The 13,558-nt window shown below is 61.0% G+C and carries 13 protein-coding genes; 2 read left to right on the plus strand and 11 right to left on the minus strand.

Annotated elements, in window-relative coordinates; translation table 11 throughout:
* Positions 1–153: 153 nt before the first annotated feature.
* A complete protein-coding gene (locus tag LAN64_07155; protein ID MBZ5567615.1) occupies positions 154–2,895 on the plus strand; it encodes an AMP-binding protein in 2,742 nt (913 codons plus the stop codon).
* A 17-nt stretch (positions 2,896–2,912) separates the two neighbouring features.
* On the opposite strand, the gene LAN64_07160 is transcribed toward LAN64_07155, so the two are convergent.
* Both LAN64_07160 and LAN64_07165 read right to left on the minus strand, forming a co-directional pair.
* Positions 2,913–3,188, minus strand: a complete 276-nt coding sequence (locus LAN64_07160) for a hypothetical protein (protein MBZ5567616.1) — start codon at positions 3,186–3,188, stop codon at positions 2,913–2,915.
* A 60-nt stretch (positions 3,189–3,248) separates the two neighbouring features.
* Positions 3,249–3,689, minus strand: a complete 441-nt coding sequence (locus LAN64_07165) for a hypothetical protein (protein ID MBZ5567617.1) — start codon at positions 3,687–3,689, stop codon at positions 3,249–3,251.
* A 1,096-nt stretch (positions 3,690–4,785) separates the two neighbouring features.
* Between LAN64_07165 and LAN64_07170 the strand changes: the two genes are divergently transcribed.
* On the plus strand, positions 4,786–5,052 hold the full coding sequence (locus LAN64_07170) for a hypothetical protein (GenBank protein ID MBZ5567618.1): 267 nt from the start codon (positions 4,786–4,788) through the stop codon (positions 5,050–5,052).
* Here the strand turns inward: LAN64_07170 and LAN64_07175 are convergent.
* From LAN64_07175 to LAN64_07215, 9 genes are all read right to left on the minus strand, one after another.
* The gene (locus tag LAN64_07175; protein MBZ5567619.1) at positions 5,049–6,074 is read right to left on the minus strand and encodes an HD domain-containing protein; all 1,026 of its coding nucleotides are present in this window, start codon (positions 6,072–6,074) and stop codon (positions 5,049–5,051) included. The genes LAN64_07170 and LAN64_07175 overlap by 4 nt on opposite strands.
* Positions 6,075–6,098: 24 nt before the next feature.
* On the minus strand, positions 6,099–7,028 hold the full coding sequence (locus LAN64_07180) for a tyrosine recombinase XerC (protein MBZ5567620.1): 930 nt from the start codon (positions 7,026–7,028) through the stop codon (positions 6,099–6,101).
* A gap of 15 nt (positions 7,029–7,043) precedes the next feature.
* On the minus strand, positions 7,044–7,994 hold the full coding sequence (locus tag LAN64_07185) for a site-specific tyrosine recombinase XerD (protein MBZ5567621.1): 951 nt from the start codon (positions 7,992–7,994) through the stop codon (positions 7,044–7,046).
* Positions 7,995–8,093: 99 nt separating this feature from the next.
* Complete coding sequence (locus LAN64_07190) at positions 8,094–8,837, minus strand: DUF72 domain-containing protein (protein ID MBZ5567622.1); 744 nt, start codon at positions 8,835–8,837, stop codon at positions 8,094–8,096.
* Between the two features lie 30 nt (positions 8,838–8,867).
* Positions 8,868–9,584, minus strand: coding sequence for an ABC transporter ATP-binding protein (locus tag LAN64_07195; protein ID MBZ5567623.1), 717 nt, complete (start codon positions 9,582–9,584; stop codon positions 8,868–8,870).
* Positions 9,581–10,333, minus strand: coding sequence for an ABC transporter ATP-binding protein (locus LAN64_07200; protein MBZ5567624.1), 753 nt, complete (start codon positions 10,331–10,333; stop codon positions 9,581–9,583). The genes LAN64_07195 and LAN64_07200 overlap by 4 nt, the downstream gene beginning before the upstream one ends.
* A complete protein-coding gene (locus LAN64_07205) occupies positions 10,330–11,295 on the minus strand; it encodes a branched-chain amino acid ABC transporter permease (GenBank protein MBZ5567625.1) in 966 nt (321 codons plus the stop codon). Before LAN64_07205 ends, LAN64_07200 begins: the two co-directional genes overlap by 4 nt.
* Entirely contained in the window at positions 11,292–12,152 is an 861-nt protein-coding gene (locus tag LAN64_07210; GenBank protein ID MBZ5567626.1) for a branched-chain amino acid ABC transporter permease, read from the minus strand. Before LAN64_07210 ends, LAN64_07205 begins: the two co-directional genes overlap by 4 nt.
* Positions 12,153–12,223: 71 nt before the next feature.
* On the minus strand, positions 12,224–13,429 hold the full coding sequence (locus LAN64_07215; protein MBZ5567627.1) for an amino acid ABC transporter substrate-binding protein: 1,206 nt from the start codon (positions 13,427–13,429) through the stop codon (positions 12,224–12,226).
* Between the last annotated feature and the right edge of the window lie 129 nt (positions 13,430–13,558).

Consider the following 13,558-nt stretch of genomic DNA (forward strand, 5'->3'; position numbering starts at 1 on the left):
CCAACTCGATTCGGGTGCGCGACCAGTGCGGGCGTGAGCGTCGTCTCTAGCCGGCCGCGGTTCACCTCTGGTCGCTGATCCTTTGCCGCCGCCGCTGCGCACCTTTCCTGCTGCGCTCTCGGTGCCAACTCCGGTACACTCACGCTTCCGCTCATGGCGAACTTCTACAACCGTTTTCTGCAGTCGGTAGAACGCTGGCCCGATCTCATCGCGGTCGAAATACAACGCTTTGACGGGCCGGTCGAACGCCTCACCTATTCGCAATTGCGCACCATGGCCGAATCGCTCGGCCGATGGCTGTTGACCAGCGGCGTGGAGCGCGCCTCGCGTTGCGCCATCCTCGCCGCCAACGGCCCGCGCTGGATTGCCGCATACCTTGGGACGGTGGCGGCTGGTATGGTCGCCGTTCCGCTCGATATAGCTTTCAATGCCGATCAGGTCGCCAAACTGCTTCGCGCCAGCGGCTCTTCCCTGCTCTTCGTTGACGCCAAGCACCTGCCCACCGCGCAGCGTGCTGTTGCCGGCAGCGCAATTCGACTCATGCTTCTCGAACCGGCGGAATCTCCCGTTTCTGGCCCCGACTTCGAAACCCTTCTGAAGCTCGGTCCGGACGGATTCACACCGGTAGTGACTCCCGGCGACGACACCGCCGCTATTCTGTATACCTCCGGAACCACGAGCGATCCCAAGGGCGTGATGCTCACCCACGACAACTTCCACGCCGAGACCGAAGGCGTGTTTCGGCTGCTCGACATCACCCCGCGCGACGCCATTCTCGGCGTGCTGCCCTTGTTCCATGCTCTGGCGCAAATGGCCAACCTGCTACTTCCTCTGGCTGGCGGCGCCCGCGTCGTATTCCTGGAGTCGCTCAATACCGAAGGACTTCTCCGTGCGCTGCGCGAGCGCGACATCACCCTTTTTTGCTGCGTGCCGCAATTTTTCTACCTGATCCACGAACGCATTCACAAAGAAATTGGCGCGCGCGGCCGGCTCGCGGAAACCGTTTTCCGCTGGCTTCTGCAACTGTCGCGTTTCTGCCGCCGGTTCGGAGTGAACTTGGGCAAGCTGCTCTTCCGTCCGGTACATGTGATGCTCGGCCCCAAAATGCGTTACCTGATCTCCGGCGGCTCGAAGCTCGACGCCGGCATCGCCGGCGACTTCCATGCCATGGGTTTCGAACTGCTCCAGGGTTACGGCCTCACCGAAACCACCGGCGGCGCGATCGGGACTCCTCCGCACGACAACGTCATTGGCTCCATCGGCAAGCCTCTCCACGGAATGGAGCTGAAATTCGGTGATCCCAAGCCGCGCGAAGACGGCACAGGCCCCGCCATCGGCGAGCTCCTTGTCCGTGGCCCTCTTGTCATGAAGGGCTACTACGCCCGCCCGGAAGCCACTGCCGAAGTCATCCGCGACGGCTGGCTGCACACGGGTGATCTTGGTTACCCCGATGCTGACGGCAATGTCTTCATCACCGGCCGCGAGAAGGAAGTCATCGTTCTTAGCAACGGCAAGAACATCTACCCGGAAGAAATCGAGGCGCATTACCTCAAGAGCCCCTACATCAAGGAAATCTGCGTTCTCGGCCTTCAGGGAAAACCCGGCGAGCCATTCGCCGAACGCCTGCACGCCGTCGTGGTTCCTAATTTTGAAGTGCTGCGCGAGCGAAAGATCGTCAACGCCCGCGAGATCATCCGCTTCGACATCGAAACTCTCTCCACGCAGTTGCCGAGCACCAAACGCATCCTCGGCTTCGATATCTGGCAAGACGAGCTTCCCCGCACCACGACCCGCAAGATCAAGCGCTTTGAAGTGGACCGCCGCGTCAAGGAAGGCCAAGCCGCGGGGCAAGATCAAGGCGGAGAACTGGCGCGTCCGTTAACCGACGAAGAGCGGCAATGGCTGGCTGAACCGGAGGTCGGGCGCGCCATGGAAGTCATTGTGCGTGCCGCCAAGGCCGGCAAAACCCAGGTGCATCCCCGTGACAACCTGGAACTCGACCGCGGTCTCGACTCCATGGAGCGCGTCGAACTGCTGGTGGCGCTGGAGCGCGAACTCGGCGCCAAGGTGCCCGACGCTGTCGTCTCCGAGGTTTACACGGTACGTGAACTGGTGGACGCCGTCCGCCAGAGCGTCGGGCGTGCCGGACGCACTCAGGAGCGCGCCGCCTGGGATTCGATTCTCAACACCGACCCCACCGATCCCGACGTGCTCGCCGTGGCCCACCGCAAGCCCATCGCGGAACGCGGCTGGTATCTCGTTGGCCGCCTTTTCAACCTCTTTGTACGCGACCGTTTCGGCCTCACCGTCACCGGAATCGAGAAGCTTCCCCAGCGCGGGCCGTTCATCATCTCCCCCAATCACCAGAGCTTCCTCGACCCCGCGGTGCTGGTGAGCACGCTTCCCTACTCTGTCCTGCGCGACGCTTTCTACGTCGGCACCAGCGAGATTTTCGGCAACGGCATCCTCCGCGCGCTGGCACGTTCGCTCAAGCTTGTACCCGTGGATCCCGACGCCAACCTCGTTCCCGCCATGCGTGCCGGGGCTTATGGCCTACGTCGTGGCAAGGTCCTCATCCTTTACCCGGAAGGCGAGCGCAGTATTGACGGCACGCCCAAGGTCTTCAAGAAAGGTGCGGCCATCCTCGCGACACATCTGAAGGTGCCGATCTGTCCCGTCGCCTTGGAAGGATTCTTCGAAGCCTGGCCGCGCGGCAAGGGATTTCAGAAGTTCACCGGCCTGCACATCGCGTTTGGCGACCCCATCTACCCGCCGCAACCGGCGGATAATCCCGAAGCCAACTACAACCAACTGACAGCGGAATTGAAATCCCGGGTGATGGGTTTGTGGTTGGACCTGCATGAACCCCGGCAGCCTCGCACCGCCGCCGACTAGTTGGGAGATCGCGCACCCTAATCCACGCCGAACGTCCTCATCTCCACCGCGCTCGCTTGCGTCCCGCGTCTGCGGAAGACCTGGATCATGGCATCCACAACGTCCGCGTCGTACTCGATGCCGGCGCGCTGCGAAATCCGCTCCATCGCTTCCGATGGCGAGATGCGCGCGTTCTTGGCGCTGGTCAGCGAATCGTATACATCCGCCACCAGCAGAATGCGCGCCTCCAGCGGCGCGTTCGGCAAAAGTTGCGATTGCTCTGCCTTCTCCATCAGCGCATGATGTGCCAGCAACGTGGGGATAATTCGCCATTGCGGTTGCGTAGCTTATGAAGGTTCGAGGGTCGCTAACTTTCAACGGAGTTCCGGACAATCTCCACCCACGATAGCCGCATATGAGGCGGCAAGAACAGGAAGGACAGACTGGAAGGAGACGATAGAACCATATCGGTAAGAATTGCCCGTCCAGGAGAGAAGGCTCCAATCTTCTGGCACCCGAACCGTCTCGTTTCCATTGCTGTCCAAGGTTAAGAGCATTACGGGATCTGTTGCAGAAGCCTGCGAATCGACAAGCACATTTCCATCTGCCGTAGCCATGTATGGCCACGAATATGCCCCGCCGGTCTTGGTCCACTTGACGTTTGCACCAGCATCGAAAGCGACGATGGCGTATTGCCAAGATCCGTTTGTATCAGGTCCATAGGTGGCGCCAATGAACGTGCCATCGGCTTTCTGGAGAACCGGTACAACAATACTGCTCTGACCTGCTATGTTCAGCGGAACGTCCCCAGCCACACTGCCGCCCGAAATAAATCAGCCTAAACCCCATGCTAGTGCTGGGTGCCCGACACTGGTCGTCGTGGCTGGCGCAATCTGATCGCGGACACTACCCCTGCCACTCCAACCATGATGATTGAGGCCTCTCTCGATACCTGACCGGAGTAGTTATGCACCGTGAACTGCCATTGCGTCGTGAGAAACGCCAATAGGCAGACAGGCAGAGCAATCGCGCAACCGGCTATCCCTATTTTGGCGCTGAGTCTGGGTTTCAAGAAAGCAACCAGGGTCGCAACGACGAGCAGCAGGACCGCAGCAACCATAGGATATAATACTATGGGAATGTTGCGATCTGCGGCCTCATAGACAATTTCCGTGTAGAGAGCCCAATCTCCGAGAAACAGAGCCGTAACGAAATAGACAAGCCCGACTCCTAAGCGAAGCTGCCAAGGCGTCGGAATTCCAGGTTCGCCAGCTGCAGTCGTTAGTAACACATGAACCTCCTGACAAACGAGTCTTGCTTCAGACCTTGATTGCTGGTCGGATTGCTAGGATCGAACCCCGAAAGACGAAAACCGTAGTCGGTCAGCGTCACTGTACCTCGGATGAAGGTCTGTTTCTGCTCCAAAGTCCAGAAGTACGGTGGAACATCCGCTGCGGAGGCTAGTTTGAAGTTAGGAGTTCCTGCGTTGGGTTGTACAACGATACCGACGTGTCCAGTGCCGTCCGGCCCACCGGGGGGGTATCCCGTAGCCAGTATATCCCCTGGGCGCGCGTCATCTGGGCCCGCAGCCACAGTTTTCCAGCACCCAGCGCTCCTGGTAGGATTAGCCCAATCGGCAGCGAGAAAATTGATAGTCCTGCTCAGGCCGAAACGGTTGGTGAACGTCCTTGTCGGAGGAGGCTCTTGAAGCATCGTCGCATCTGAAGCCTCTTGTAAAACATCTGCGACGAACTTATTGCAGGTGACTGGGGGATTCGGAAAACCCTCTTTCCATCGGACGCCGTTTCCAACGTAGCCTTTCGCAAGGCTTGCGACTTCTGAGCGGTAAATGGATCCCAGGCTCGGGACAGCGGTTCCGGCCTCGCGTGGGAATCGAGTGACCCGACAATCGTGGGCATATCCGCTGATAACCCGCCCGTCATCACGGCGAAGGCTGTCGGGCACGTTACCATCACCGCGGCCGACGGCACCGCCGACGTAACCGTATATCCTGGACCATACTTGCCGATCGGCACAGTAAAGTGGTCCCAACCCGGGGACGGATCTGGAGTGTACTGGATTCTGCCTGCGGTGCCGTCAGAGCAGGGCGTCGCCGACTGCATGAACCCAAACAGCTTCGCAGCGCTGCCGACTAGTTGGGAGATCGCTCACCCCTAATCCACGCCGAACGTCCTCATCTCCGGCTCGCCCGGTTGCGTCCCGCGTCTGCGGAAGATCTGGATCATGGCATCCACAACGTCCGCGTCGTACTCGATGCCGGCGCGCTGGGAAATCCGCTCCATCGCTTCCGATGGCGAGATGCGCGCGTTCTTGGCGCTGGTCAGCGAATCGTATACGTCCGACACCAGCAGAATGCGCGCCTCCAGCGGCGCGTTCGGCAAAAGTTGCGATTGCTCTGCCTTCTCCATCAGCGCATGATGTGCCAGCAACGTGGGGATAATTCGCCACAGGGCTCCGCCTTTGGCCGGCGGCAGCTTTCGTCCTTGCGCCAGACTCGCCTGGATCTGGTCCAGTTCCGCGGGGGTCATGTTCGCAGCCTGATACAGCATCTCGTTGGAGATCCCAACTTTGTCGATTTCGTGCAGCAGCGCGGCTGCGCGCACGTCCTCCACCCGTTGTGAGCCCAGTTCCATCTGCTCGGCGATCTTGCTCGCCGTTAGCGATACGCGGAACGGGTGGTTCTGGCTGTACTTGTTGTCCGACGCGATGTGCTGCAGGATCATCAAAATGCCTTCATAGCTTTGCCGCAATTCCCGCAGGTGCTCTTCCTTGCGGTCATAGAGCGTGCCCATCAGGTAGGCGATCACCAGCAGTGTTCCGCCCCACACCATGAAATCGAACCACGGCTCCTCGGCGATGAAATCGAAGCTCTTTCCCAGCACGATGGGATTGACGTAAGCGAGCGCCAGGATCAGGAACACGCTGGCCAAGGCGGTCAGAACCGCATGCCGCCGGCCGTAGTAATAGGCCGAGAAGATCGTGGGCAGCACGTAGACGCCGAGCAGCATGCGGTGCTCCGCTACCATCAAATTCAGTAACAGCGCGATCGCAAACATCGCCAGCAGCAGCCAAAGCTCTCGGTTTACCGACCCCAGCCCGCGCTTCCGTACCTTTCTCTTATGAGACGAATCCGCTCCACCGCCGATCGCCGGATTCGCCACCGTTTCGATCGAAGACATACTCCTGCACCTCTAGGCAGTCGCTCATTTCGCTCGCGGATGAGTTGCATCGTACACCTGAATCACATGCTTCATGGACAATTGCGTGTATCGTTGGGTCGTGGCCAATCGTTCATGTCCCAGCATCTCCTGAATGGCCCGCAGGTCGGCACCTTCCTCCAGCAGGTGCGTGCCAAAGGCGTGCCGTAGCGTGTGGGGATGCAGGTCCGGCGGAAGCCCCCGCGCCACCGCGACACTCTTTACGATCCGCCCCACACTGCGCGTCGTCAGCCGTCCGCCGCGGCGGTTCACCAGCAGCGCCGGCGACGACTTCTTCCGCGCTTTCAATACCGCCTCCCGTGCCGGCAGGTACGCCGAAATCGCGGCGCCCGCCGACTCGCCGAAGGGCACCACTCTTTGCTTGCTACCCTTGCCGCGCACCAGGATGACGCCGTTCGACCAGTGAATGTCGGCAAGGTTCATGCCCACCAGTTCCGAGTTCCGCAACCCGCAACCGTACAGCAGTTCCAGGATCGCGCGATCGCGCTCCGGGAACGCCGCCGCGTCCGGCATCCCACCGTCCAGCACGGTATTGATCTCCTCGATCGTCGGCACGCGCGGCAGTTTCTTCGCAAGCCGTGGCGTTGCCACCAGTGCCGCTGGATTCTGCTCGACAATGCCCTCGCGAGCCAGCCAGCGGTACAACGAGCGCACCGCGGCCAGCGCCCGCGCCACCGAGGTCTTGCTCAGTCCTCGTTCGTACAGATGCGACAGGAAACCGCGGATGCGCACGTGATCGATGGCGCCCCAAGTCGCCTCGCCGGCGTACTGTGCAAACTCGCCCAGGTCGCGCGCGTAGGCGTGGATGGTGTGAAGCGAAGCATTGCGCTCGCGCAGGCTGCGCAGGAAATTTGCGACGCCCTTCTCGACCGCGGTCTTCGCGACCCGTCCGTCCTGTCCTCTCTGCGCGCTCAATCTGCTAACTCCCAACTACCAACTCCTTCTCTTCGCCCGTGGATGATGCTGCATGAACACCGTCTTCAGCCGGTCAATCGCGACGTGGGTGTACACCTGCGTCGTCGAGATATCCGCGTGACCGAGGATGGTTTGCACCGTGCGCAGGTCGGCGCCGTTTTCCACCATGTGCGTCGCGCAACTGTGGCGCAGCATGTGCGGCGACGCCGCCCGTCCGCTCGCCTGCGACGCCGCGCGCACGATTTGCCACACGCGCTGCCGCGTCAGGCGCCGTGCCCCTCGCGCGATGAACAGAAGGGGTGAACTTCGCTGTCCCGCCAACACCGATCTCGGTCCGGCCAGATAGTGCTGCAAAGCTTCCACCGCCGCGCGCCCCAGCGGCACGATGCGCTCCTTGTCCCCCTTGCCGCGCACCAGCACGCATCCCTGTTCGTTCTTCAGATCATTCAGGCCAACGCCGACCGCCTCGCTGACGCGCAGCGCCCCGGCGTACAGCATCTCCAGCATTGCCCGGTCGCGCGCCGCGATCGCCGTTCGACTCGGGTTCGTGTGGCATGGGTCTCCAACCTGTGGTGCCTTTGGGGTCAGCAAGCTTTCCGTTTCCGCCCACGACAGCGCTTTCGGCAGCACCTTCCACTGCCGCGGCGTGTCAATGTTCAACGTGGGATCGTGCTCGATCATCCGGTCGAGCAACAGGTACTTGTAGAACTGCCGCAGCGCGGAGAGCTTGCGCGCCACCGAGCGTCCGTCCGCCTGCTGCGAGAACAGGCGGCCGAGAAAGTCGCGGACGTCCTGCCGCCGGGCGCGCAGCAGCGCACGCGCCGGCTTCGGCCGCTGCAGAAAGTCGGAAAACTGCTTCAGGTCGCGGACATAGGCTTCCACCGACAGCCGCGCCAGCCCCTTCTCGATCTTCAGGTAGTCGACAAACCCGGAGAGCACTCGCTCGTTGAGCGCAGAAATAGCCACGCCGCGATTATGTCCGATAAGTTTCCACTGGCGCGATACTCAGGTGGGTTCCCGTCGTATGTCAGTGGTGCTGGTTCACCGCGACCGGAGACAGTAGAGCTAAGCGGCAGCGCTTGATCCACCGGCGACCGCCTCCAGCAGTTCTCGCGCATACAGCGGGCTGTCTGGGCGCTCCTCGTGCTTGAAGAAGGCGTAGATCTCGCCGACTTGGTTCAGGCGCTTACGCATCGCCGTCGCGATCTGCTGCCGCTCTGTCTTCAAGTATTCCGGCTTCCGCAAGCGGAAGTAGGCGAAGTCAGCGGTAAACCTTTCAGGCGACGCCAATTTATCGCTTTCCGCGATGCACAGCGCAGCGTTGTGTCGCTCCAAGACCGCAAATACGTCAGCGTTGAACCAGGATGCATGGCGAAACTCGAACGCCACGCGCAGCCGGCGTGGCGCCAGCTCGAGAAACGAGTTTAGCAAGTGCGCATCAGCCTTGAGGTCCGGCGGTAACTGGAACAGGACCGGCCCCAGACGTTCGGCCTGCGCCAACGGCTGTATCGAATCCACGAAGCGCTGCAACGGCTCTTGCGCATTTTTGAGCCGGCGGAAATGGGTGATCGCCTGGTGCGCCTTGAGCGCGAAGCGGAAATGCTGCGGGGTTTGCGCCATCCACGAGGCGATGATCTTTTCGTTCAGCATGCGCCGAAAGCTGTAGTTGACCTCGACCGCATTCAACTGCGTGGAATAAAACTTGAGGAAATCTTTTTGCGGCAGCTTGGGGGGATAGAAGTCTGGCTTCCACACCGCGTACGCCCACCCCGATGTGCCCGCGTAGAACTTGCTGGAACCGGTTTCCATGTTCCTGCTTCCGGAATCTCGACGCGCCACTTACAGCCCCAGGTAAGCGCTCCGGACCTCGTCCATGTTCTCCACTTGCTGTGCCGGCCCTTCCAGCCGCACCCGGCCTTCGGCCATGACGTAGGCGTAATCGGCGAGCGCCAGCGCCAGGTGAACGTTCTGCTCCACCAGCACGATGGTGATCCCCTCCTGCTTCAGCTTCTTCAACGTAAGGAAAAGCTGCTGCGCCAGCAAGGGGGACAAGCCGAGCGACAGCTCGTCAATCATGAGCACCAGTGGCTCCTGCATCAGCCCGCGGCCCACCGCCAACATCTGCTGCTCACCGCCCGACAGGGTTCCGGCCAGTTGGCGCTTGCGCTCCTGCAGCCGTGGGAACAGTGTGTACACGCGATCGAGGTTCTTGGGGACATTTTTCCGTGTGCGCGGCGGGTACGCGCCCATTTGCAGGTTCTCCTCGACCGTCATATCGCTGAACAGTTGCCGCCCTTCGGGCACCAGCACCAAACCCCTCTGCGCCTTGGCATGCATGGACAGGCGCGTGACATCCTGGCCATCCAGCATCACCCGTCCCTTCCACGGCTTCAGCCAATGCATGATGGTGCGCAGCGTGGTGGACTTGCCCGCTCCATTGGCGCCCAGGATGGTGGTTAACTGCCCGGTACGCACCCTGAGTGACACACCCCACAGCACCTGCACCTCGCCGTAACCGGACTCGAGGCTCTCGATTTCGAGGGCAACATCCGTCATTGCACCTCCCGCAACTTGTCGGCGATGTCGGCGCTGCCCAGGTAGGCTTCGATGACCGCCGGATCGCGCACCACCTCGTCCGGCTTGCCCTCGGCAATCTTCAGGCCGAAATTCAGGACCATCACGCGGTCGGAAACGGCCATCACCGCGTGCATCAAGTGCTCGATCATGATGATGGAAACTCCTTGATCGCGGATGGCCCGGATCAGTTCCAGCATCTTCGCGACCTCGGTGGGATTCAGCCCTGCCAGCACCTCATCCAGCAGCAGCAGCCTGGGTTTGGCGGCCAGCGCACGCGCCACTTCCAGCCGCTTCTTCCCCGCAATGGTCAGATGCTTCGCCAGGATGTTGGCGCGGTCGGCCATGTGTACCCGCTCCAGCACCTTCAGTGCGATCTCGCGCGCCGCGCGCAGACCCAGATATTCTCTCCCGAAGCAGGCGCCGACGGTGACATTGTCGAGCACGGTCATTTCGTTCAGCGGCTTGACGATCTGGTGGGTGCGCGCCATGCCGTTGTGCACCAGCTTATTGGAAGGCCATCCGGTAATGTCCTGTCCGGCGAAGATGAAGGTTCCGCCGTCGGGCTTGTACACCCCATTCACGACGTTGAACAGCGTCGTCTTCCCGGCGCCATTGGGGCCGATCAGGCCGAGGATCTCGCCTTCGTTCAAAACGAAGCTCACATCGGAGACTGCCAGCAGTCCGCCGAAGCGCTTGGTGACCGCCTTGCCTTCCAGCAGCGCGCTCATTCGAGCACCTTCCGTGCCCGTGGTACGAGTTTGTACAGCCAACCGATCAGCCCACCCGGCGCAAACAGGATTACCAGCAGCAGCAAGCCGCCGGCAATAACCAGGTGGAAGTTGGAAAGCTTGGGCGAGGTCAGCAGCGACGACCGCAGTTGTTCATACAGCCCCGCTCCCAGCGCCGCGCCCACGACCGTGCCCTGACCGCCCAGCATCATCATCACGATCGCCTCGATCGAGGCAATGAGCTCGAAGGCCCCCAGGGGATCGATCATGCCGTTCTTGAAGAACATTAGCGCGCCCGCCACCGCCGGCAGAAATGCCGACACGCTGTAGACGATGGCCTTGTACACGGTGGTGTTGACCCCCAGCACCACCGCCGCGTCTTCATCCTCGCGGATGGCAAACAAGCCCAAGCCAAATTTCGAGATTTTGATGCCCAGGCTCAGAATTAGCGACAGCGCCATCACGCCGACGACCAGGTAATAGGTAATCCAGAGGGCCCGCATGGCGCCGCCCAGCGGTGCATACACCTCGAAAGAAACATACATGCCGGTGGAACGGCCCCACGGGTCGAAATTGGAGACGAAGGACTGCACCGCCTGCAAAATACCGATGGTGGCGAGTGCAAAGTATGCTCCGCGCAATCGCAAGATAGCCAGGCCGAACAGCAGGGCGAAGATCATGACCACTACGCCCGCCGCCAGCGACGCCCAGATCAGGGGCCAGCCCTTCACCGTCACCAGGTACAGCCCGATGTATCCGCCCAGCCCGTAGAACACGATGTTGCCGAAGTTGACGTACCCGGTGTAACCGATCATCAGGTTGAGGTTGCTGGCCAGGATGATGGCCACGGCCACCAGCAGAAGGTCCTCGCGCAGGGGGACGTTATTGGTTCGCACCGGGATGGCGATGAACAGCGCCGCAGTAATCAGGATCAGATAGAACAACGGCCGGCGAACAATCACGCGTTTTTCCTCGCGAAGATCCCGCGCGGGAAGAAGATCAGTACCACGACGAACAGCGCGAACTCGATCAGCGGCACCCAACTAACCGCGATAAACGGTGTCACCAGTCCTTCCAGCAACCCCAGCAGCACACCGGCGACCAGCGCGCCCACCGGTTTGCCCAGCCCCGCCAATACGGTCACCACGAAGCTCTTCAGCTCGTAAACCCCGCCGGAAAGAATAGTGAAGGGAAACAAAGTGGAGACCAGGGCGCCCGACGACGCCGCCAGCGCGATGCCGATGCCGAAGGCGGTGGCGAGCACCGCCGTGGAGGAGATGCCCATCAACTCGGCGGCATCGCGGTTTTGTGCGACGGCGCGAATGGCTTTACCGATCCGGGTGCGGAACAGAAACAGCTCCAACGCCAGCGCTACCACGATGGCCGAAATCGCCGCCGCGATGTGGTTGCCGGTGAACGTGTACGCGCCAACGGTGATGCCTGGCAGGCTGAAGTTGACGTTGTAAGGGCTGGTGCTCCAGATGATGGTGCCGATGCCGATCACCATCATATTGACGGAGAAGGTGGCCAGCAGGCTCATCAGCACCGGCCGTCCTACCACCCAGTGCACCGACATCCAATACACGATCACTCCGAGGACCAGTCCTCCAACGATGACCGGCAACAGCAGGAGGTATGCATTGGTGGAGATCGCGGTAAACAGCATGTACATGCCGAACATACCCAACGCAATCATGGAGCCATGGGTGAGATTGATGACGTCCATCACGCCCCAGATCAAGCTCAAACCCATGGCCGCCAGGCCGTAGACCGAGCCGACCAGCACGCCATCAATCATTGAGGCCAAAATGCCGCCCATGCTCTACCTCTTGATGCCGGAATGGGCCAGCAGCAAGCGGCTATCCGCGGTTTGCCGCTGGCCAGAGCGTTTCAGTGAATGGGATAGACGTGGTTGGCGCTCTTGTTGGCGAGCGGCCAGATGACCTGCTTGATCAGCTTCCCGGATTTGTCCTTCTGCCACTGAGCGATGACCATGGTGTGCCCGATTTGCAGGCCATGCTCACTGGGCGTGGTGGAGAACTTGGTGCGCCCGTAAAAGGTGATCGCATCCAGCCCGTTCAGCGCCCCGGCGACCTTCGCCGAGTCAATGCTCCCTGCCTGCTCGATGGCGTGCTGCAGGACCAGGCCGGCGGCGTAGCCACCCGCCGACTCATAGCTGGGCTCGGTGTTGTATTTCGCCGTATACGCTTTATTGAAATCCGCCACCGTCGGTCCGAACTGCGGCTTCACCGACAACTGCGGCTCCCATTGCGACGGAACGCTGACGCCGATCGCGGCATCGCCCAGCTCCGACCATTTCGGGCTGTCCGGCGCCACCAGCAGCGTGACCATGTTCATCTTCGCCTTGCGGGCGAACAGCTGCCTTGCCAGCGTGGAACCGTCGGCGTAATGCCCTCCGCCCATCAGGACCTTCGCCTTCGATGCCGTGACCTTGTCCAGAATGGCGCTGAAGTCGGTGGTGTTGGGAGCGTACGCTTCGCTGAACACCACGTCGAATCCTTGCTGCTGGGCGTACGGCTTGGCCGGATTCACGACCGCCACGGAAAAGGCCGCGTCCTCGTACACGAACGCGACGGTCGCCTTGGGGTCCTTGGCCTTGAGGGCATCAATCGCCGTCTCCAGGTATTGCGCCGCCGGCGCAAACATCTGGAACAGGTACTTGTTGCCCTGTTTGTAGGTCTTCTCGTCGGCTGCGCCCGTCGTGAGCATCACTTTCCCGTACTGCTCCGAAACGATGGACGCGCTGGTCGTCAAGGGGGAGGAGTAGGGGCTGAACAGGAAGTCGGCCTTGTCTTCCAGGATCAAACGCGAGTAAAGCTGCTGCACGCGTTTGGATTGCGATTCGTCATCGTAACTAGCGAACTTGACCTGGTAGCTCTTCCCGCCCGCCTTGATACCGCCAGCGGCGTTCACCTGGTCGCGCCAGAGTTCAAAGCCGTTGTATTGCTCCAGGGAATCGACGTTGAGGGCTCCGGTCTTGGATACCGTGAACCCGATGGTGATGGTTTGCTGCGCCTGAACCGCCAGGCAGAACGCAAAAAACAATAGCAAAAGGCAAACGCCAGTGCGTTTCACAATAGGACCTCCAAATAGGCGTATTGGTGCGTTTGGCTTTATACCACGAGCGAGCGCCGTGGTGCAGGGTTAGTGTGGCCGGCCAGCGTGGCTCAGCTCAATAGGCAGGGTGATCAGAAAGCACGATTA

This window comes from Terriglobia bacterium (genome assembly GCA_020073185.1).
GTDB lineage: Bacteria > Acidobacteriota > Terriglobia > Terriglobales > Acidobacteriaceae > JAIQGF01.